Raw genomic sequence first — 19,719 nt, 5'->3', positions numbered from 1 at the left:
CACCCTTGATTGAAGAATCGGTATTTTTCTATCGACTGATCTCTAAAGCAGATCAATTAAGCTACTGCCATAAACCGCTTGCAGGCCCGGCAACGGGCTGGATATGATGTCGCCGCAGGATTATCAATAATATTATCGGGACTGAAAATGACGGACGACACCAAGGGCGGCAAGCCCGGCAAGGGCCCTTTTGACAGCGACAGCGCCACCGCGCGCGGCGTCGCCCGCGGGCTGACCAACTACGGCGACATTGGCTTTTCGCTGTTCCTGCGCAAGGCCTTCATCAAGGGCGCGGGCCTGTCGGACGATGCGCTGGCGCGTCCCATCATCGGTATCGTCAACACCGGCAGCAGCTACAACCCCTGCCACGGCAACGCGCCGCAACTCATCGAGGCCGTCAAGCGCGGCGTCATGCTGGCCGGCGGCTTGCCCATGGACTTCCCCACCATCTCGGTGCACGAGAGCTTCTCGCAGCCCACCAGCATGTACCTGCGCAACCTCATGTCGATGGACACCGAGGAAATGATCCGCGCGCAGCCGATGGACGCCGTCGTGCTGATCGGCGGCTGCGACAAGACCGTGCCCGCACAACTGATGGGCGCCGCCTCGGCCGGCGTGCCCGCCATCCAGCTCGTCACCGGCTCGATGCTGACCGGCTCGCACCGCGGCGAACGCGTGGGCGCCTGCACCGACTGCCGCCGCTACTGGGGCCGCTACCGCGCCGAAGAGATCGACGCCGTCGAGATCGCCGACGTGAACAACCAGTTGGTTGCCAGTGTCGGCACCTGTTCCGTCATGGGCACGGCCAGCACCATGGCCTGCATTACCGAGGCGCTGGGCATGATGGTGTCGGGCGGCGCGTCCGCCCCGGCCGTCACCGCCGACCGCGTCCGCGTGGCTGAACACACCGGCGCCACGGCCGTCGCCATGGCAGCCTCGCGCCTGACCCCGGACCGCATCCTGAACGGCAAGTCCATCGAAAACGCGCTTCGCGTGCTGCTCGCCATCGGCGGGTCGACCAACGGCATCGTCCACCTGACCGCCATCGCCGGCCGCCTGGGCATCGACATCGACCTGGCCGGCCTGGACCGCATCAGCCGCGAGACGCCCGTGCTGGTCGACCTGAAGCCGTCGGGCCAGCACTATATGGAAGACTTCCACGACGCGGGCGGCATGCCCGCGCTGCTGCGCGAGCTGCGCCCGTTCCTGCATCTGGACGTCCTCACCGTGTCCGGCCGCACGCTCGGCGAAGAACTGGACGACGCCCCGCCGCCCTTCAAGCAGGACGTCATCCGCACGGCCGCCGCCCCCATCTATCCGGTGGGCGGCTTGGCGGTGCTGCGCGGCAACCTCGCGCCCGGCGGCGCCATCATCAAGCAATCTGCAGCCAACCCCAAGCTGATGGAGCACGAAGGCCGCGCCGTCGTGTTCGAGGACGCCGAAGACATGGCGCGCCGCATAGACGACGACGCGCTGGACGTGACCGCCGACGACATCCTGGTGCTCAAGCGCATCGGCCCCACCGGCGCGCCCGGCATGCCCGAAGCCGGCTACATGCCCATTCCCAAGAAGCTGGCGCGCGCAGGCGTCAAGGACATGGTCCGGATCTCGGACGGCCGCATGAGCGGCACCGCGGCCGGCACCATCGTGCTGCACGTCACGCCCGAATCCGCCATCGGCGGTCCGCTGGCCTATGTGCAGAACGGTGACCGCATCCGCCTGTCGGTGGCCCGGCGCGAGATCGCGCTGCTGGTCGATGACGCCGAGCTTGCGCGCCGCACCGCCGCCAATCCCATCACGCGCCCCACCGCCGACCGCGGCTACCGCAAGCTGTTCCTGCAGTCGGTGACGCAGGCCGATCAGGGCGTCGACTTCGACTTCCTGCGCGCCGGTGTCACGAACGACACGGTCCCCAAGAAGTAACCCCGCCTTTTGCCATGAACGCCATCACGCCCGCCGCCTTGCAGGAACCCGCCCCCGACGCCGTCCAGGCAGCGGTGGCCACGCTGGAAGAAGACATCGTCTTCGGCCGGCTGCATCCGCGCGAACGCCTGACCGAGGACGAGCTGATGGCGCGCTTCGGCATGAAGCGGCACGCGGTGCGCCAGGTGCTGGTCGACCTGGAACTGCTGGGCGTGGTCGAGAAAAAGCGCAACATCGGCGCGGTGGTGCGCGCGTTTTCCGTGCGCGAGGTGATGGAGCTCTATGCCTTGCGTGAAGTGCTGGAAGTGCACGCCGCCCGCCAGATGCCGCTGCCCGTGTCCGAGGCGCGGCTGGCCGCGCTGGTGGCGGTGCAGCGCGAACACGATGCGGCTGTCGCGGCCGGCGACGCGCGCCGCGTGTTCCGCAGCAACCAGCGCTTTCATCGTGAATTCGTTGGGCTCTTGGACAACGCGGTGCTGGGACAGGCCATCGAGGAATACGCGCGCCGCACCCACCCGATCCGCTTCGGCTCGCTGGTGACGGCCGGGCACCGCGAACGCGCGCGCCAGGAACACTGGACGATGATCCAGGCGCTGCGCGACGGCGACCGCGACGCGCTGATGGCGGTGTGCCGTGATCACCTGATTCCGTCGCGTGATGCCTATCTGGCGTCGCAACAGGCGTATGCGCAGACGCAGGGCACCTATCTGGCGCCTTCCGCGTCGGTCTAACCGCTCGCGTGTAACGGCTCGCCGTCCAAACGCTCACATCCGACCGCCCCGCCTCGCCACTTACGTCTGACGTTTCCGGGCAACGCCCGGCCGTGCGCGCTCGGCAACAATTTGACAAGCCGTGCCTGGAATCGGTAATAATAACAATTACTATTTCCAGAAATTCGCATGTGCAGTTGTCCCGCCTCCCACTGCGAGGCGCCGGCGGCTAGACCAAAAGGTTGGATCTTGAGTACGCCGGGATGCGCCTTCCCCTCCTCCATCGAAACACTTTATAGCGATCATCACTCCTGGCTGAGGGGCTGGTTGCGACGCCGCCTGGGCAATGCAGATCAGGCCGAAGACCTGGCGCACGACACCTTCATCCGCCTCCTGAGCAGCGAACGCATTCCCGCCACGCTCACGGAACCGCGCGCGTTTCTGACCACCGTGGCGCAGCATCTGGTGTCCAACCATTGGCGCCGCGAAAAGCTCGAACGCGCGTACCTGGACGCGCTGGCCCAGGCGCCGCAAGCGGTGCACTGGTCGCCCGAAGACCGGGCCATCGTGCTGGAAACCTTGCTGGAGCTGGACCGCCTGCTGGACGGCCTGCCCGCCCTCGTGCGGCAGGCCTTTCTGTTGTCGCAGCTTGAAGGTCACACCCACGCCCAGGTGGCCGACGCGTTGGGAATCTCGATCCCCACCGTCAAGCGCTACCTCGTCAAGGCCTTGCAGCGCTGCTGCTTTGCCGATCTTTCCTTCACGGGATGAGCCGGCGCATGTCCGCCTCGTCCTGGTACGGAAACACGCGCGACGCCGCCACCCTGCCGCCCGCCGTCGCGCAGCGCGCGCTGGAATGGCTGGTGGAACTGCAAGACGAACCCGTCGCGCCGGAAACGGTGCGCGAATGGGCCTCCTGGCGCGCTGCGCACCCGGACCACGAGCGCGCGTGGCTGCGCATTGAATCCGTGCAGGGCACGCTGCGGCCGCTGGCCGGACCCGCCAACGCAGCCATCGCGAAGGCAGCGCTGGCCGCACCTGCTTCCGCCCAGCGCCGCCGCGCCTTGAAAACCATGAGCGCGCTGGCCATCGCGAGCGGCGCGGCGTGGGGCGTGGGGCAGATCACGCCGTGGCGCAGCTGGACGTCGGACCATCGCACCGCCATTGGCGAACGCCGCAACGTTACGCTGCCGGACGGCACCCGCCTGGTGTTGAACACGGACAGCGCCATCGACGTGCACTACACCACCGACCGCCGGCGCGTGACGCTCATCGCGGGCGAGATCCTGATCGCGACGGCCCACGAATCGGGTACGCCGAACCGGCCGTTCTGCGTTGAAACCGCCCACGGCACCGCGCGCGCGCTCGGCACCGAGTACGCCGTACGGCTGCTGGATGGCTCGACGGAAGTCAGCGTTTTCCAAGGCGCTGTCCAGATCCGGCCGCGTGACGATGCCGAGCACGGCTTGACATTGCAGGCGGGATTGCGCGCCAACTACTCCGCGCGGGGCATCGCGCAGCCCGCCACCGCAGAGGAAAACCAGATCGCCTGGAAGGACGGGTTCATCGTGGCCCGCGGCATGCGACTGGCCGACTTCGTCGCCGAGCTGGGACGGTATAGCCGCGACACGATCAGCTGCGACCCCGCCGTCTCGGACCTCCGGCTGTCAGGCTCGTTTCCTGTCAGCAACGTGGACAAGGTGCTGGCCGCGCTCAGCGCCACGCTGGATGTCCGCGTCGAAACCGAGACGCGGCTCTGGCGCGGACGCCGGCTGCACCTCATCGCCGGCCCCGGCCCGGCACGTCCCGCACCGCCGTTACAAAATAGTTGATCCGTTTTGCGATCTGGCGGGTCAAGGCAGGTGAGCACACAGCAACCTCACCTCTCTGAAAGGCCAGTTCATGAATCACGTCCGGGCGCCCAAGCGCCAGTCCTCCCGTTTCCTGCGACGCGCGGCCACGGCGCGCCTGGCGGGCCGCATCGCCACCGCCACGCTGCTCGCGGCGCCCGCGCTGGCCATCCCCACCGCCGCCCACGCGCAGGCCGCCGCCACCCGCAGCTTCGACATCCCCGCGGGAACGCTGGAGGACGCGCTGGGCCGCTACGGACGCGAAGCCGGCATCGTGCTGTCGTTCCGGCCCGAAGTGACGGTCGGCCTGCAAAGCAACGGGCTGCGCGGCACCTACGGCGTGCGGGGCGGTCTGGACGCCCTGCTGGCCGGCACCGGCATCCGCGTGCTGCCGCAGTCGAACGGCAGCTACGTCCTGGACCGCCCCGCCAACGCGGGCATCGCCACCACCAACCTGCCCGCCGTGACGGTGACCGCTTCCGCCGCCGACCCCCACCTGCCCGCGCCGTTCGCGGGAGGTCAGGTGGCGCGCGGCGGCGGCCTGGGCGTGCTGGGCACGGGCGACGTCATGGACGTGCCGTTCAGCACCACCAACTACACCGCGCAGATGATCGAGAACCAGCAGGCGCGCACGCTGGCCGACATCGTCATCAGCGAATCCTCGGTGCGCACCACCACCTCCAGCGGCGGCTTTTCCGACGAGTTCCAGATCCGCGGCTACTCCGTGGCTGCCGGCGACGTCGGCCTGAACGGCCTTTACGGCCTGGCATCCGCCAGCCGCATGCCCGCCGCCATGATGGAGCGCGTCGAAGTCCTGAAAGGCCCCGGCACGCTGATGAACGGCATCGGCCCCAACGGCAGCATCGGGGGCGGCATCAACATCGTCACCAAGCGCGCCGGCGACGAGCCCCTGACTCGCCTGACCACCACCTACCAAAGCAAATCGCAACTGGGCGGCCAGCTCGACATGGGCCGGCGCTTTGGCGACAACAACGAATGGGGCATCCGCGTCAACGGCGTCTACAGCAACGGCGACACCAACATCGACGACGGCAGGCAGGAACAAGGCGTGGGCGCGTTGGCGCTGGACTACCGCGGCACCAAGCTGCGCTGGTCGCTGGACGCCTACACCCAGCACGAGAACATCGACAACTTCCGTCCGCAGATCGGCTTTCAGTCGAATGTGACTTCGCTGCCCTCCCCGCCCTCGGGCCATCGCAATTTCTACCCCGGCACCGAGCTCACGCTGAACGATTCGACCGTGGCCACCCGCCTCGAGTACGACATCAATGACCACCTGATGGTCTACGGCGCCACCGGCTACCGCTACGGCACTGCCGAGCAGACCTTCCCGTCGGGTCCCGCAGACGCGCAGGGCAATTTCACGGTGTCCAACGCCTATTACGATTCGTACTCGCGCACGTGGACGGGCGACATCGGTCTGCGCGCCCGCTTCGATACCTGGGGCATCGGCCACACCGTGAACCTGTCGGCCACGCGCCTGGACCAGGAGTCCGGCAACGCCTACGTCACCTCCTCCGGTCCTGGCGTGCCGTCCAGCATCTTCCGGCCCGCCCCGCTACCGCCCGTCACCGCCGACCGCGGCGCGCCGCAAAAGGCATCCAAGACCGAGCTGACCAGCTACACGCTGACCGACACCCTGTCCTTCGCCGGCGACACCCTGCTGATCACCGGCGGCATGCGCAACCAGCGCGTCGTGCTCGACAACTACTCGGCCACCACCGGCGCGCGCACTGGCTCCTACGACGAAAGCGCGATCTCGCCGGTCGCAGGCATCGTGTTCAAGCCGATCTCCAACGTCTCGCTGTACGGCAACTTCACGTCCGGCCTGACGCGCGGCGGCATCGCGCCGGCCACCGCCGCCAACGCCGGCCAGGTCTTCGCACCGTACAAGTCCAAGCAGTATGAAGCGGGCGTCAAGGTCGACTGGGGCAAGATCATCACCAGCGCCTCGGTGTTCCAGATCACGCGCCCGAACTCGATGACCGATCCCGACACGCGCATCTACAGTTTCGACGGCGAACAACGCAATCGCGGCCTGGAACTGGCCGCCTTCGGCGAAGCCATGCCGGGCCTGCGCATGATGGCCAGCGCCACGTTCTACGACGCCACGCTCAAGCAGACCGCAGGCGGCGTGAACGACGGCAACGACGCCAACGGCGTGCCGAAGAACACCTTCAACCTGGGGGTGGACTGGGACACGCCGTGGGTCCGCGGCCTGAGCCTGAACGCCCGCGTGATCCACACGTCGTCGATGTACTTCAACGCGGCCAACACGCTGACCCTGCCCTCGTGGACGCGCTACGACATCGGCGCGCGCTACAACACCGAGATCCTGGGCCGCTCCGTGGTGTTCCGCGCAAACATCGAGAACCTGTTCAACAAGGACTTCTGGCTGGCCAGCGGCTCGTACGCGACGGTTGCTGCGCCGCGTACGTTCTTGTTGTCGGCGCAGATTGACTTTTGATCCAACGGGCCTGCAGCGGTTCACGGCCGACGCCGCGAATCGCCTTCATGCCGCAGAGCCGGCCTCAGCCATGAGGCCGGCTTTTTTATTGCCGCGGCTGCGCCGCCACGTATTCCCTCAACGTCTGCACCAGCGCCACCGCAGCCGGCGACAAGCTGCGGTGGCGGGCCGTCACCAACCCAATCGAGCGCTCGGCCACCGGCGCTGTCAGCCGCCGCTGCACGATGCCGGTCTGCGCCACCGCGCCTGCGGCGATTTCCGGCAACGCCGCGACGCCAAACCCGCATTCGACCATCGCCACGATGGTGGTCAGGTGCTCGGCCTCGAATGCGGGTGCGAAGCGGATGCGGTTCTGCAGAAAGGCCCATTCCGTGTATTGGCGCACGCTGCTTGGATGCACCATGGATACATGTTCCGCTCCAGCCGTGTCGGCCCAGCGCAGCGGCCCTTTGGCCCGCGCCAGCGGATGTGCCTCCGGAATCAGCAAGATGAAGCTGTCGGACATCAGCGGCACATAGTGCAGGTCGGCGTGCTGCGGGTCGGCGGCGGTCAGCGCAAAGTCCACCTCGCCCGCGCGCACCAGGTCGAAGGCCGGACCGGAGAGCGTGTCGCGAACCTTGAGCGCCACATTTGGGTGCGCCTGGCGGTACGTCATCAGCACGCGCGGCAGCAGCCGTGCTGCCAGCGATGGCAACGCCGCCACCGACACCTGCCCCTGTTCCGCGCTGGAGATGCTGCCGACCGCGGCGATGGCATCGCGGAATGCCGCCTGCAGGGTCGCGGCCTGTTGCAGGAAGACCTCGCCCGCCGCCGTCAGCCGCACCGTGCGCGTGGTGCGGTCGAACAGGCGCACGCCGAGCGCGTCCTCGATGCGCTGGATCTGGGTGGACAGCGCGGATTGCGACAGATGCAGCTGCCCCGCGGCCTGGCGGAAGTTGAGCGTTCGGCCCAGCACCAGCGTGGTGTCGATATCCCGCATCGACAGGTTGATCTGCATGTTTTGTCCCCGGCCTATTGATCTGATTGACCGATCATTCTATTCAAAAATTCTGATTCATCAATCAACCGCCCTTCTCTACACTCGCGCCCAAGCGTGATTTCAGAATCAGGAGAACAGCATGCAGAAAGACACGAACGCGCTGCCCAATCCGGGCGCGGCGCATGCGGTGGTGGTGGGCGGCGGCACGATGGGTGCGGATGTCGCCGTCGTGTTGACGCGCGCGGCGTGCCGCACGACGGTGATCGAATCGAATGCCGAGCGCGCGGCCGGTCTGCCGGCGCGCGTGGCGGAAAACCTGAAGACCATCGGGCGCGAGTCAAACGCCGCCCTGCTGGCCACCGCGCCGTCGCTGGACGAGGTGGACTGGTCCACGGTGGATCTGGTGATCGAGTGCATTCCCGAGCGCCTGGACATCAAGCAGGCGCTCTTTGCGGACCTGGCGCGGCGCACGCGGCCCGATGCCATTCTGGCCAGCAACAGTTCCAGCTTCCCGATCAGCGCGATCAGCCAGGGGCTGGACACGCGCGGCCGCATGCTGGGCCTGCACTTCTTCATGCCGGCGCACCTCGTGCCGCTCGTGGAAGTGGTGCTGGGCGAAGCCAGCGACGAGGCCTGCGCGGATTCGCTGATCGACTTCATGCGGCGCTGCGGCAGCGTGCCGGTCAAGGTGAAGCAGGATCTGCCGGGCTTTCTGGCGAACCGCCTGCAGCACGCGCTGTCGCGCGAAGCCTTCGACCTCATCGACCGCGGCATCGCGTCGCCCGAGGACGTGGACGCCGCCGTGCGGTTCGGATTTGGTTTCCGGTTCCTGGCGGCGGGTCCCGTGATGCAGCGCGATCACGCGGGCATCGACGTGCACGCGGCGGCCGGCGCAACCATGTATCCCACGTTCTGCAACGCCGACCATCCGGCGCGCTGTCTGACCGAACGCGCCGCGGACGGCCGGCATGGCATGAAGGCAGGCGAAGGTTTTTATGCCTGGACGCCCGAGACTATTACCGCAGAGCGCGCCCGTTACGACCGGCTGCTGCGCGCCGGCCTGGACCTGATCGCTCCCGAACTGCCGGAGATCAAGCCTTGAATTCGCCTGCAACCCACTCCGTGCCTGCTTGCGCACCCGCTACCATGGCCACCTCTGCATCAGCCACCGCTCCGGCCCTCCCCCGCGCCGCGTTGGCCGACTCGCCCGTCATCATCACCGTCGCGCCCAACGGCGCGTACAAGAAGGCTGCCGACCACCCCGCCGTGCCGCTGACCGCACACGCGCTGGCCGCCGAGGCCCGGGCATGCCTGGACGCCGGCGCCGCGATGATGCACATGCACGTCCGAAAGCCCGACGGCAGCCATCTGCTGGATGCGCAGGCCTATCGCGACGCGCTCGCGGCGGTGCAGCGCGCCGTCGGCGACGAACTGCTGGTGCAGGTGACGAGCGAGGCGGCGGGCGTCTATCAGGCCGCCGAGCAGATTGCGATGGTGCGCGAATTGCAGCCCGAAGCCGTCTCCATCGGCCTGCGCGAAATCGCCGTGCCCGGCATTCCGGAAGCGGAGCTGGCCGCCTTCCTGGCGTGGCTGGCCGACCGACGCGTCATGACGCAGATCATCCTGTACGACGACGCCGACGTGCGCCGCTGGCTGTCGCTGCGCGCGCGCGGTCTGGTGCCGCCGGGCGCATGGTCGGTGCTGTTCGTGCTGGGCCGTTACAGCGCGGGACAGACGTCGTCGGCCTACGACCTGCTGCCGTTCCTGGCCGCTTACGACCATTCGTTGCCCTGGGCGATCTGCGCCTTCGGTCCCGAGGAAAACGCCTGCGTCACGACCGCGGCGGCCTTTGGCGGCCATATGCGAGTCGGGTTTGAAAACAATCTGAAGCTGCGCGACGGGTCGGTGGCGCCGGACAACGCGGCGCTGGTCGCCCAGGCCGCGCAAGGCGCGCGGGCGCTGGGCCGGCCGCTGGCGACGGCGGCGGACGCGCGGCGTATCTACGGCGCGATCGGTTGATGCGCTAACGATTGACGCGGTGCAAGCAAATCGCAGCCGGCTAATCCGCAACCGGTTATTCCGGCTGCCGGTCAACTGGCTGCGGATTTAACCGTTGTCAGCTTATCCGCACAGTCGACTGGGGGCCGCCGGATACCCCGCTTTCGATCGCCCCCTGCCGGTGATCGCACGCGCCCCCTTTCCCCCGCTCTGTAATCTCTCCGACATTATTTCGCTGTGTTGCAACATTGACGCCGCGCAAGCGTATCTGCTACAAACTTTCGCATCTGTACGTTTAACGCAATACCCCCACAAGTTTCTGCTGCGAGGTGGTGTGTGCAAGACGAATCCGATGGCTACACAAAAGCCCAGGAACTGCGAAGTTTCCTATTCCTGACGGCAGTCATGGCCCCGGTGTTGGCAGTGATCATCGTGGCCGGGTACGGTTTTGCGGTCTGGATCTACCAGATGTTCGCAGGCCCCCCGGGAAGCTGATGCAAAGCCTCCGCCCCCCCATCCCCCCCAATCAGCCCGCCTCCGCGCCCTGTAGCGCGGCGCCCGAGCTGCACATCGCCAGCATGGTGGTGCATGCCGCCCCACGCCGGCTGGCGGACGTGCGCGGCGCGATCCTCGCGATCGGCGGCGCGGAAATCCACGGCGCTTCCGAGACCGGCAAGCTGGTCGTCACCCTGGAAGCCCCCTCTACCGAAGACATGCTTGCGCAGATAGCGCAGATCCAGCGGCTGGACGGCGTGCTGGCATCCGCGCTGGTCTATCAGCATTCCGACACGCTTGCCGCGATGAATGAGGAGATTGACGATGTCCATAGCTCGTAGAGAGTTCATCAAGCAATCTGCCGCCGCCGCTGCCGCCACGGTAGCCGGCATCCCCATCGTGGGCTACACGCAGAACATCGTGACGGATTCGGAAGCCGCCAAGCTGAAGTGGTCCAAGGCGCCCTGTAGGTTCTGCGGAACCGGCTGCGGCGTGAACGTCGCGGTGAAGGACAACCAGGTCGTGGCGACGCACGGCGACTTCAACGCCGAGGTCAACCGCGGCCTGAACTGCGTCAAGGGCTATTTCCTGTCCAAGATCATGTACGGCAACGACCGGCTCACGACGCCGCTGCTGCGCATGAAGGACGGCAAGTACGCCAAGGATGGCGAGCTGGCGCCGGTGTCGTGGGACCAGGCGTTCGACGTCATGGCCGAACAGTTCAAACGCGTGCTCAAGGACAAGGGCCCGGAAGCCGTCGGCATGTTCGGCTCGGGCCAGTGGACGATCTGGGAAGGCTACGCGGCGCTCAAGCTGATGAAGGCGGGGTTGCGGACCAACAACCTCGATCCGAACGCGCGCCACTGCATGGCGTCGGCGGCGGTGGGCTTCATCCGCACCTTTGGCGCCGACGAGCCCATGGGCTGCTACGACGACATCGAAAACGCCGACGCCTTCGTGCTGTGGGGCGCGAACATGGCGGAAATGCACCCCATCCTGTGGACGCGGGTGACCGACAGGCGGTTGAGCAAGCCCAATACCAAGGTGGTGGTGCTGTCCACGTTCGAGAACCGGTCGTATGAACTGGCCGACATCTCTTTGACGTTCACGCCGCAAACCGACCTGGCGATCCTGAACTACATCGCCAACCACATCATCAAGACCAAGCGCGTCAACCGGGAATTCATCGACGAACACACGCGATTCCTGGAAGGCAACACCGACATCGGCTACGGCCTGCGTCCCGAGCACCCGCTGCAAAAGGCCGCCAAGAACGCCAACAACGCCGGCGGCTCGCGCCCGATCACTTACGATGAATACGCAAAGTTCGTCTCCAAATACGACCTGGACTACACCGCCAAATTGACGGGCGTGCCAAAGCGGAATCTGGAAGCGCTGGCCGAGTTGTACGCCGATCCGAAGATTCGCGTCATGTCGTTCTGGACCATGGGTTTCAACCAGCACACGCGCGGCGTGTGGGCGAACAATCTGGTCTACAACATCCATCTGCTGACGGGCAAGATTTCCACACCGGGCAACAGCCCGTTCTCGTTGACGGGCCAGCCGTCCGCCTGCGGCACCGCGCGCGAAGTAGGCACGTTCTCGCATCGCCTGCCCGCGGACCTGGTCGTGACCAATCCGAAGCACCGGGCGCGCGCCGAGGAGGTCTGGGGGCTGCCCGACGGCACCATCCCTGAAAAGGTTGGCGCGCACGCGGTCTTGCAGAACCGGATGCTGAAGGACGGCACCATCAACGCCTACTGGGTGATGGTCAACAACAACATGCAGGCCGCGGCCAACATGTTGAACGAAGGGTATCCCGGCTACCGCAATCCGGCGAACTTCATCGTGGTGTCCGACGCCTACCCGACGGTCACCACGATCTCGGCCGATCTGGTGCTGCCTACAGCGATGTGGGTCGAAAAGGAAGGCGCCTACGGCAACGCCGAGCGCCGCACGCAGTTCTGGCACCAGTTGGTCAACGCGCCCAGCGGCGCGCGGTCGGACCTGTGGCAGTTGATGGAGTTTTCCAAGCGCTTCACCACGGACGAAGTCTGGCCGGCGGACCTGCTGGCCAAGAAGCCCGAGCTGCGGGGCAAGACGCTCTTTCAGGTGCTGTACGAAAACGGCAAGGTCAACAAGTTTCCGAACACGGAACTGGACCCGGAATACGCCAACGATGAGGCCAAGGCGTTCGGCTTCTACGTGCAGAAGGGCCTGTTCGAGGAATATGCGGAATTCGGCCGCGGTCATGGCCACGACCTGGCGCCGTTTGACACCTATCACCAGGTGCGCGGCCTGCGCTGGCCCGTGGTGGACGGAGTCGAGACGCGCTGGCGCTATCGCGAAAAGGCGGATCCGTACGTGAAGGTGGGCTCCGGCTTCAACTTCTATGGCAACCCCGACGGCAAGGCGAACATCTATGCCCTGCCCTATGAGCCGCCCCCCGAGGTGCCGGACGAGGAATACCCCTTCTGGCTGTCGACCGGCCGCGTGCTGGAGCATTGGCATTCGGGGTCGATGACGCGGCGCGTGCCGGAGCTATACCGAGCCTTTCCCGATGCGGTGTGCTTCATGCACCCGGACGACGCGCAGGCCATGGGCCTGCGGCGCGGCGTACTGGTGGAGATTGCGTCGCGGCGCGGCAAGATGCAGACCCGGCTGGAAACGCGCGGACGCAACAAGCCGCCGCGCGGCCTGGTGTTCGTGCCCTGGTTCGATGCCGGCCAACTGATCAACAAGGTCACGCTCGACGCCACCGATCCGATCTCGTTCCAGACCGACTTCAAGAAGTGCGCGGTCAAGATCACCAAGGCTTGACGGCCCGACGGAGACGCTCATGAACATTCGCGCCACTTCGATCGCCCTGGTCTTTCTGATCGGCGCCAACGCCTGGGCCGCGCCGACCGATCCGATGATCGATCCCATGCGGGGCCCGACGCCCCTGACCGAGTCGGCCACGCCGCCGCTGATGCCCCCGGTCGAGAACCGCGACGTGCGGCGCATGCGCACGTACTCGATGCAGCCCCCCACCATTCCGCACAAGATCGACGGCTACCAGATCGACAAGAACTTCAACCGCTGCCTGGCCTGTCACGCCCGCGTGAACACCGAGCAGACCCAGGCGGTGCCGCTGAGCGTGACGCACTACATGGACCGCGACAGCAACGTGCTGGCCGAAGTGTCCCCGCGCCGGTACTTCTGTCTGCAATGCCACGTGCCGCAAACGGAGGCCAAGCCGCTGGTCCCGAACAATTTCCAGGACATCGACGTGATCCTCAAGCGCCTATCTGCTCCGGCGCCCGAAAAGAAGTAAGGGACAGGAGCCCGTCATGGTCAAGCTCATCAAGCGTTACTGGAACATCATCCGCCGGCCCAGCGTGCACTTCAGCCTGGGCTTTCTGACGGTGGGCGGGTTCATCGGCGGCATCCTGTTCTGGGGCGCGTTCAACACCGCCATGGAACTGACGAACACCGAGAAGTTCTGCACCGGCTGCCATGAAATGCGCGACAACGTGTACTCGGAGCTGAAGGGCACGATCCACTTCACCAATCGTTCCGGCGTGCGGGCGCTATGCTCGGACTGCCACGTTCCGCACAACTGGACCGACAAGATCGCCCGCAAGATGCAGGCGTCCAAGGAGGTCTGGGGCAAGATCTTCGGCACCATCGACACGCGCGAGAAGTTCGTCGACAAGCGGCTGGAACTGGCGCAGCACGAATGGGCGCGCTTCAAGGCGAACGACTCGCTGGAATGCCGCAACTGCCACAACTACGAATACATGGACTTCACCCGCCAGAGCGTGCGGGCGCAGAACATGCACTCGACCTATCTCGCGGACCGGTCCAAAACCTGCATCGACTGCCACAAGGGCATCGCCCACACGCTGCCGCACATTCCGCCTGGCCAGACCTCCGAAGCGACGCCGCCGGCCAGGGCGTCCAACGAGGTGGCCAATGCGGCCCGCTGACGCGCCGCTGCCGGTGCTGAGCGCGCGCGGACTGGTCAGCCGGCGCGGCGGCCCCGGCGCGCTGGATTTTGATCTGCACGCCGGGCAGCTATTGAACGTGCAAGGCGCCAACGGCAGCGGCAAGACCAGCCTCTTGCGCATGCTCGCCGGCCTGCTGCGTCCTTTGGACGGCGGCATCTTCGACCCGGCTGGCGACATCCGCCGTGATCCGTCGGCGCACTTTGCGCGCACCGCGTATCTGGGGCACGGCAATGGCCTGTCGGGCGACCTGACCGCGCTGGAAAACCTGCGGTGCAGCCTGCATGTGGCCGGCACGCCGCGGCGCGACGACGCGATCGCCGCCTGCCTCGACGACTGGCGCCTGGGCGCCTGCCTGCACACGCCCGCCGCGCGCCTGTCGCAGGGCCAGGGCCGCCGGCTGGCGCTGGCCGCCGTGGTGCTTGGCGCCAAGCCGCTGTGGCTGCTGGACGAGCCCGACGCGGGCCTGGACGCGGCCAGCCTGGAACAACTGGCGCAGGCGCTTCGCGCGCATCTGGCCGCGGGCGGCGCCGCCGTCGTCGCCTCGCACCGCGCCCCCGGCACGCCTGCCCATCACACCCAAACCCTGAACATGGATGACTACGCGGATGCTGGCAACGCTGTCTCAGTTGGCATTGCGTGAAGTCCGGCTGGCCTGGCGTCGACCGGCGGACACGCTGGGCGCGACGCTGTTCTTCATCGTCACGGGTTCGCTGTTTCCGCTGGCGGTGGGTCCCGATCCCGTGCTGCTGCTGGCGATCGGGCCGGGGGTCTTGTGGGTCTGCGCCCTGCTTGGCATTTTGCTGAGCCTGCATCGTCCCTTCGCGCAGGACTACGACAACGGCGCGCTGGAGCAACTGCTGGTGTCGCCGCATCCGCTGCCGCTGCTGGTGGCCGTGAAGCTGGGCGCGCACTGGTTCAGCACCTGCGTGCCGCTGATTATTGCCAGCCCGGTGCTGGCGCTGCAGTTTGGCCTGTCGCCGAACGCCATCGGCATCCTGGTGCTGTCCCTGCTGCTGGGCACGCCGACGCTGGCGCTGGTGGGCGGCCTGGGCGCGGCGCTGACGCTGGGCCTGCGCGGCGGCGCGCTGCTGCCACTGGTGGTGCTGCCGCTGTACGTGCCGGTGCTGATCTTCGGCGCGGGCGCCGTGTCGGCCACGCATGCCGGCCTGGGCGCGGGGCCGCAGCTTTCGCTGCTGGGCGCCGGCCTGTGCCTGGCGATCCTGCTTTGCCCCTGGAGCGCGTCGGCGGCGCTGCGCGTGGCGCTGGACTGAGGTATCCATGCACAATCCCTCCACCTTCGACTCCCCTCGCGCCGCCCCCGCGCGATCCAGCTGGATGCGCTACGCGTCGCCGGCGCTGTTCTACCCGCTGGCCGGGCGCATGATTCCGTTTTTTGCCGTGGGCGCCGCGCTGCTGGCGGCGGCCGGGCTGTATACCGGGCTGGTGGTCGCGCCTGTCGACAGCCAGCAGGGCGAGGTCTATCGCATCCTGTTCATCCACGTGGCCGCGGCCTGGATGTCGATGTTCCTGTACCTGGTGATGGCGGGCTATGCCGCGCTGGGGCTCATCTTCAACACCCGCCTGTCGTTCATGATGATGCGCGCGCTGGCGCCCACTGGCGCGATCTTCACGTTCCTGACGCTGTGGACGGGCGCGCTGTGGGGCAAGCCGACGTGGGGCACGTGGTGGGTCTGGGACGCGCGGCTCACGTCCGAGCTGATTCTGCTGTTCCTGTACCTGGGCTTCATGGCGCTGCAGGCCGCCACCGACGACACGCAGCGCGCGGACCGGGGCGGCGCGATCCTGCTGCTGGCGGGCGTGGTCAATGTGCCGATCATCTATTTCTCGGTGCAATGGTGGAGCACGCTGCATCAGGGCGCGTCGATCAACCTGACAACCGCCCCGAGCATGGCGCGCATCATGGTGACCGCAATGCTGCTGATGGTGGCGGCGTTCTGGCTGTACAGCGCAGCGGTCGCGCTGGCGCGCGTGCGCGGGATCATTGCAGCGCGCGAGCCGGGCGCCATTCAGAAGAACGCCGGACAGATGGGCGGCGGACAGCCGGGCGCATCGGCAAGCAGCGCCCGGACGGAGGCGCCATGAGCTGGGACACCCTCTTTTCGCTACAAGGCCATGGGCCGTACATCCTGGGCGCCTACGGCGTCACGTTCGCGTTGATGGCGTGGGAAGTGCTGGCACTGTGGCGGCGCGCGCGTCGAAGCGGCCGGCGGCAGGAGGATGTTGGCGGCCCCGCCCGTAATGCAGAAAGGACGCGCCGATGAGCCCGCGCAAACGCCGCGCGTTCGCCATCGTGGGAGGCCTTGCCCTGCTGGGCCTGGCCACAGCGCTGGTGCTCAACGCCCTGCAATCGAATCTGGTGTTCTTCTTCAGCCCGACGCAGGTCATCGCGCACGAGGCGCCCGCCAGCGGCAGCTATCGCGTCGGGGGCCTGGTCGAACAAGGCTCGCTGCAACGGGAGGCCGACGGCCTGACGCTGCGCTTTGCCGTGACCGACACCGCCCACGCCGTGCCCGTCACCTATCAGGGCTTGCTGCCCGACCTGTTCCGCGAGGGCAAGGGCGTGGTGGTGGCCGGCAAGATGGGCGCGGACGGCGTGTTCCGCGCCACCGAAGTGCTGGCCAAGCACGACGAAAACTACATGCCGCCCGAAGCCGCCGACGCGATCAAGAAGGCGGAGCAACGGGCTGCCTCCACCTTGCGGGCGGAGGCGAAATGATCCCGGAAATCGGCCTTTTCGCCCTCATCCTTGCGCTGCTGGTGGCGCTGGCGCAGGGCATCCTGCCGCTCATCGGCGCTGCCACCGGCTGGCAGGCGGGACTGAGCGTGGCGCGGCCTGCGGCCATCGGGCAGTTCGGCCTGACGACGCTCGCCTTCGCCTGCCTGGCGTGGGCCTTCGTGCACAACGACTTTTCGGTGCTGTACGTGGCCGCGAATTCCCACGCCGACCTGCCGGCCGGCTACCGCTTCGCGGCGGTCTGGGGCGGGCATGAAGGGTCGCTGCTGCTCTGGCAGCTCCTGCTGACGGCGTGGACGCTGGCCGTGGCGCTGTGCAGCAAGCGGCTGCCTTTGGCTTTCGTGGGCCGCGTGCTGGCGGTGATGGGCTGGATCAGCGTCGGCCTGCTGCTGTTCATGCTGTTCCTGTCCAATCCCTTTGAGCGCCTGATTCCGGCCGCGATGGCCGGCCGCGACCTGAATCCGCTGTTGCAGGACCCGGGCATGATCGTGCATCCGCCCATGCTGTATATGGGCTATGTCGGCTTTTCGGTGGCGTTCGCGTTTGCCATCGCGGCGCTGCTGTCGGGCGAGCTGGACGCGATGTGGGCGCGCTGGGTGCGGCCGTGGACGCTGGCCGCGTGGACGTTCCTGACCATCGGCATCCTGCTGGGCAGCGCATGGGCGTACTACGTGCTGGGCTGGGGCGGCTGGTGGTTCTGGGATCCGGTCGAGAACGCCTCCTTCATGCCGTGGCTGGCAGGCACCGCGCTGATTCATTCGCTGATCGTCACCGAGCGGCGCGGCGCCTTCCGCAGCTGGACGGTGCTGCTGGCCATCTGCACGTTTTCGCTCAGCATCCTGGGCACGTTCCTGGTCCGCTCGGGCGTGCTGACCTCGGTCCACGCCTTCGCCGTGGATCCCGGGCGCGGGCTGTACATCCTTGCCTTCATGACGGTGATTGTGGGGGGCTCGCTCGCGCTGTACGCCTGGCGCGCGCCCACGGTCGGACTGGGCGGCGGCTTTTCGCTGCTGTCGCGCGAATCGCTGCTGCTGTCCAACAACGTCGTGCTGACGGTCGCGGCGGGTTCCGTGCTGCTGGGCACGTTGTATCCGGTGGTGCTGGACGTGCTGGAGTGGGGCAAGATCTCCATCGGCCCGCCCTACTTCGAAGCCGTGTTCGTGCCGCTGATGACGCCTGCGATTTTCCTGATGGGCGTAGGGCCGGTCGCCCGCTGGAAGCAGGCAGAGCTTCCCGACCTGGGCAAGCGCCTGCGCGTGGCCTTTGCGGTCAGCGTGCTGACGGCGGTGCTTGTGCCGCTGGCGATGCCCGGCGCTTCGCGCTTTGGTTCCCCGATGATCGTGCTGGGCCTGTGGCTGGCCGCCTGGTCGGTCGCCAGCGCCGGGGCGCATGCCTGGCAGCGCCTGACCGATGGCGACGGCGAGTTGCTGCGGCGGCTGACCCGCCAGCCGCGCTCGTGGTACGGCATGCTGTTGGCGCACGCGGGCATTGGCGTCTTCATCGCGGGCGTCACGCTGGCCAACGGCTATGAGGTCAAACGCGAGCTTCGTGTCGACGTGGGCGCCACGCAGGAAGCCGGCGGCTACCAGTTCACGTTTGCCGGCATCGGCCCGGCCACCGGCCCCAACTACACCGCGCAGCGCGCCGTTTTCCAAGTGGTGCGGGATGGCAAACCCGTGGTGACGCTGTATCCGGAAAAGCGCCACTACACCGTGCAGGACATGGCGCTCAGCCAGGCTGACATCGACAGCGGCTTTACCCGCGACCTGTTTGTGGCGTTGGGCGAACCTGTGGCCGATAACGCCTGGACCGTGCGCATCCAGGTCAAGCCCTTCATGACGTGGATCTGGACCGGCTGCATCCTGATGGCGCTGGGCGGGCTGCTGGCCGCGGGCGACGGACGTTACCGCCGCGCGCGCGAGGCGCAGGCGCGCAAGGACGCGCACGCCGCCCTACCCGAGACCGCGGGCGCGGCGCGGGAGGGCTATTGATGCTGCGCTATCTGCTGCCGCTTGCCGTATTCCTGGCCATGGCCGTGTTCCTGGCGAAGGGACTGTCGCGCGATCCGCGCGCAGTGCCGTCGGCCATGATCGACAAGCCCGCGCCCGCCATCGGCCTGCCGGATCTGCTGGAACCCGGCAAGACACTGGACGTGGAATCGCAGCGGGGCAAGGTCTGGCTGCTGAATGTGTGGGCGTCTTGGTGCGGGCCGTGCAAGGACGAGCTGCCCGTACTGCGCGAGGCCGCGCAGCGCCATGGCATCGCGCTGTATGGGCTGAACTACAAGGACAAACCCGACGAGGCGCGGCAGTGGCTGGCGCGCAATGGCAATCCCTACCTGGCGTCGGCCAGCGACGTCGACGGGCGCGTCGGCATCGAATACGGCGTGTATGGCGTGCCCGAGACGTTCGTGATCGACGGCGACGGCCGCATCCGGTACAAGCATTTGGGGCTGATCACGCCGGAGCTATGGCGTACCCGCTTGCAGCCGGTCATCGAGGCGCTGCAATGAGGGCCCGGCGTGTGCAA

Annotated in this window: 20 protein-coding genes; 19 read left to right on the top strand and 1 reads right to left on the bottom strand. The window is 67.2% G+C overall.

The features are described from left to right. The first annotated feature begins 147 nt into the window (after window positions 1-147). From HV681_RS16860 to HV681_RS16840, 5 genes are all read left to right on the top strand, one after another. Entirely contained in the window at window positions 148-1,923 is a 1,776-nt protein-coding gene (locus tag HV681_RS16860) for an IlvD/Edd family dehydratase (protein WP_175124132.1), read from the top strand. Between the two features lie 14 nt (window positions 1,924-1,937). Continuing rightward, a complete protein-coding gene (locus tag HV681_RS16855; protein ID WP_175124131.1) occupies window positions 1,938-2,654 on the top strand; it encodes a GntR family transcriptional regulator in 717 nt (238 codons plus the stop codon). Between the two features lie 228 nt (window positions 2,655-2,882). Continuing rightward, window positions 2,883-3,404, top strand: a complete 522-nt coding sequence (locus HV681_RS16850; protein WP_175124130.1) for a sigma-70 family RNA polymerase sigma factor — start codon at window positions 2,883-2,885, stop codon at window positions 3,402-3,404. Between the two features lie 8 nt (window positions 3,405-3,412). Beyond that, window positions 3,413-4,465: a FecR family protein gene (locus HV681_RS16845; protein ID WP_175124129.1), complete on the top strand. Its 1,053-nt coding sequence runs from the start codon at window positions 3,413-3,415 to the stop codon at window positions 4,463-4,465. 70 nt (window positions 4,466-4,535) lie between these two features. Next, on the top strand, window positions 4,536-6,971 hold the full coding sequence (locus tag HV681_RS16840; RefSeq protein WP_175124128.1) for a TonB-dependent receptor: 2,436 nt from the start codon (window positions 4,536-4,538) through the stop codon (window positions 6,969-6,971). Window positions 6,972-7,056: 85 nt separating this feature from the next. Here the strand turns inward: HV681_RS16840 and HV681_RS16835 are convergent, their stop codons facing one another. Further along, window positions 7,057-7,968, bottom strand: coding sequence for a LysR family transcriptional regulator (locus HV681_RS16835; protein WP_175124127.1), 912 nt, complete (start codon window positions 7,966-7,968; stop codon window positions 7,057-7,059). Window positions 7,969-8,089: 121 nt separating this feature from the next. Here HV681_RS16835 and HV681_RS16830 point away from each other — a divergent pair, with 121 nt between their 5' ends. The 14 genes from HV681_RS16830 (at window position 8,090) to HV681_RS16765 (ending at window position 19,702) form a co-directional block, all read left to right on the top strand. Then, entirely contained in the window at window positions 8,090-9,052 is a 963-nt protein-coding gene (locus HV681_RS16830; RefSeq protein ID WP_175124126.1) for a 3-hydroxyacyl-CoA dehydrogenase family protein, read from the top strand. Between the two features lie 44 nt (window positions 9,053-9,096). Continuing rightward, window positions 9,097-9,969 (top strand): beta-keto acid cleavage family enzyme, encoded by an 873-nt coding sequence (locus tag HV681_RS16825; protein WP_175124125.1) that lies wholly within the window; start codon window positions 9,097-9,099, stop codon window positions 9,967-9,969. Window positions 9,970-10,284: 315 nt separating this feature from the next. Then, window positions 10,285-10,443, top strand: a complete 159-nt coding sequence (napE, locus tag HV681_RS16820) for a periplasmic nitrate reductase, NapE protein (RefSeq protein WP_056569899.1) — start codon at window positions 10,285-10,287, stop codon at window positions 10,441-10,443. Beyond that, window positions 10,443-10,784 carry a chaperone NapD gene (locus HV681_RS16815; RefSeq protein ID WP_175124124.1) on the top strand — a complete coding sequence of 114 codons (342 nt, stop codon included), beginning with the start codon at window positions 10,443-10,445 and terminating at the stop codon, window positions 10,782-10,784. Before napE ends, HV681_RS16815 begins: the two co-directional genes overlap by 1 nt. Then, on the top strand, window positions 10,768-13,263 hold the full coding sequence (gene napA, locus HV681_RS16810; protein WP_175124123.1) for a periplasmic nitrate reductase subunit alpha: 2,496 nt from the start codon (window positions 10,768-10,770) through the stop codon (window positions 13,261-13,263). The genes HV681_RS16815 and napA overlap by 17 nt, the downstream gene beginning before the upstream one ends. 19 nt (window positions 13,264-13,282) lie before the next feature. Next, window positions 13,283-13,759: a nitrate reductase cytochrome c-type subunit gene (locus tag HV681_RS16805; RefSeq protein WP_175124122.1), complete on the top strand. Its 477-nt coding sequence runs from the start codon at window positions 13,283-13,285 to the stop codon at window positions 13,757-13,759. 16 nt (window positions 13,760-13,775) lie between these two features. Continuing rightward, on the top strand, window positions 13,776-14,414 hold the full coding sequence (locus tag HV681_RS16800; RefSeq protein ID WP_056569895.1) for a cytochrome c3 family protein: 639 nt from the start codon (window positions 13,776-13,778) through the stop codon (window positions 14,412-14,414). Further along, window positions 14,401-15,075 (top strand): heme ABC exporter ATP-binding protein CcmA, encoded by a 675-nt coding sequence (gene ccmA, locus HV681_RS16795; RefSeq protein WP_175124121.1) that lies wholly within the window; start codon window positions 14,401-14,403, stop codon window positions 15,073-15,075. The genes HV681_RS16800 and ccmA overlap by 14 nt, the downstream gene beginning before the upstream one ends. Then, window positions 15,041-15,706: a heme exporter protein CcmB gene (gene ccmB, locus HV681_RS16790; RefSeq protein ID WP_175124200.1), complete on the top strand. Its 666-nt coding sequence runs from the start codon at window positions 15,041-15,043 to the stop codon at window positions 15,704-15,706. Before ccmA ends, ccmB begins: the two co-directional genes overlap by 35 nt. Before the next feature lie 7 nt (window positions 15,707-15,713). Then, window positions 15,714-16,538 carry a heme ABC transporter permease CcmC gene (ccmC, locus tag HV681_RS16785; protein WP_254594245.1) on the top strand — a complete coding sequence of 275 codons (825 nt, stop codon included), beginning with the start codon at window positions 15,714-15,716 and terminating at the stop codon, window positions 16,536-16,538. Beyond that, window positions 16,535-16,717, top strand: coding sequence for a heme exporter protein CcmD (ccmD, locus tag HV681_RS16780; protein WP_175124120.1), 183 nt, complete (start codon window positions 16,535-16,537; stop codon window positions 16,715-16,717). Before ccmC ends, ccmD begins: the two co-directional genes overlap by 4 nt. After that, window positions 16,714-17,172 (top strand): cytochrome c maturation protein CcmE, encoded by a 459-nt coding sequence (gene ccmE / locus HV681_RS16775; protein ID WP_175124119.1) that lies wholly within the window; start codon window positions 16,714-16,716, stop codon window positions 17,170-17,172. The genes ccmD and ccmE overlap by 4 nt, the downstream gene beginning before the upstream one ends. Then, a complete protein-coding gene (locus HV681_RS16770; RefSeq protein WP_175124118.1) occupies window positions 17,169-19,181 on the top strand; it encodes a heme lyase CcmF/NrfE family subunit in 2,013 nt (670 codons plus the stop codon). Before ccmE ends, HV681_RS16770 begins: the two co-directional genes overlap by 4 nt. Further along, a complete protein-coding gene (locus HV681_RS16765; protein ID WP_175124117.1) occupies window positions 19,181-19,702 on the top strand; it encodes a DsbE family thiol:disulfide interchange protein in 522 nt (173 codons plus the stop codon). Before HV681_RS16770 ends, HV681_RS16765 begins: the two co-directional genes overlap by 1 nt. Window positions 19,703-19,719: the final 17 nt, after the last annotated feature.

It is taken from the genome of Achromobacter animicus (assembly GCF_902859585.1).
Lineage (GTDB): Bacteria > Pseudomonadota > Gammaproteobacteria > Burkholderiales > Burkholderiaceae_B > Achromobacter > Achromobacter animicus.
Note: the sequence above shows the minus strand (reverse complement) of the source record. Positions and strands in the feature narration are given on the sequence as shown.

Excerpts from the sequence above, each read along its gene's own strand:
- ccmE (WP_175124119.1), top strand. The coding sequence starts at position 16,714 with ATGAGCCCGCGCAAACGCCGCGCGTTCGCCATCGTGGGAGGCCTTGCC.
- HV681_RS16805 (WP_175124122.1), top strand. The coding sequence starts at position 13,283 with ATGAACATTCGCGCCACTTCGATCGCCCTGGTCTTTCTGATCGGCGCC.
- HV681_RS16845 (WP_175124129.1), top strand. The coding sequence starts at position 3,413 with ATGTCCGCCTCGTCCTGGTACGGAAACACGCGCGACGCCGCCACCCTG.
- HV681_RS16815 (WP_175124124.1), top strand. The coding sequence starts at position 10,443 with ATGCAAAGCCTCCGCCCCCCCATCCCCCCCAATCAGCCCGCCTCCGCG.
- HV681_RS16770 (WP_175124118.1), top strand. The coding sequence starts at position 17,169 with ATGATCCCGGAAATCGGCCTTTTCGCCCTCATCCTTGCGCTGCTGGTG.
- ccmD (WP_175124120.1), top strand. The coding sequence starts at position 16,535 with ATGAGCTGGGACACCCTCTTTTCGCTACAAGGCCATGGGCCGTACATC.
- HV681_RS16860 (WP_175124132.1), top strand. The coding sequence starts at position 148 with ATGACGGACGACACCAAGGGCGGCAAGCCCGGCAAGGGCCCTTTTGAC.
- ccmC (WP_254594245.1), top strand. The coding sequence starts at position 15,714 with ATGCACAATCCCTCCACCTTCGACTCCCCTCGCGCCGCCCCCGCGCGA.
- HV681_RS16840 (WP_175124128.1), top strand. The coding sequence starts at position 4,536 with ATGAATCACGTCCGGGCGCCCAAGCGCCAGTCCTCCCGTTTCCTGCGA.
- HV681_RS16765 (WP_175124117.1), top strand. The coding sequence starts at position 19,181 with ATGCTGCGCTATCTGCTGCCGCTTGCCGTATTCCTGGCCATGGCCGTG.
- HV681_RS16825 (WP_175124125.1), top strand. The coding sequence starts at position 9,097 with ATGGCCACCTCTGCATCAGCCACCGCTCCGGCCCTCCCCCGCGCCGCG.
- HV681_RS16830 (WP_175124126.1), top strand. The coding sequence starts at position 8,090 with ATGCAGAAAGACACGAACGCGCTGCCCAATCCGGGCGCGGCGCATGCG.
- HV681_RS16800 (WP_056569895.1), top strand. The coding sequence starts at position 13,776 with ATGGTCAAGCTCATCAAGCGTTACTGGAACATCATCCGCCGGCCCAGC.
- HV681_RS16835 (WP_175124127.1), bottom strand. The coding sequence starts at position 7,968 with ATGCAGATCAACCTGTCGATGCGGGATATCGACACCACGCTGGTGCTG.
- ccmA (WP_175124121.1), top strand. The coding sequence starts at position 14,401 with ATGCGGCCCGCTGACGCGCCGCTGCCGGTGCTGAGCGCGCGCGGACTG.
- napA (WP_175124123.1), top strand. The coding sequence starts at position 10,768 with ATGTCCATAGCTCGTAGAGAGTTCATCAAGCAATCTGCCGCCGCCGCT.
- HV681_RS16855 (WP_175124131.1), top strand. The coding sequence starts at position 1,938 with ATGAACGCCATCACGCCCGCCGCCTTGCAGGAACCCGCCCCCGACGCC.
- ccmB (WP_175124200.1), top strand. The coding sequence starts at position 15,041 with ATGCTGGCAACGCTGTCTCAGTTGGCATTGCGTGAAGTCCGGCTGGCC.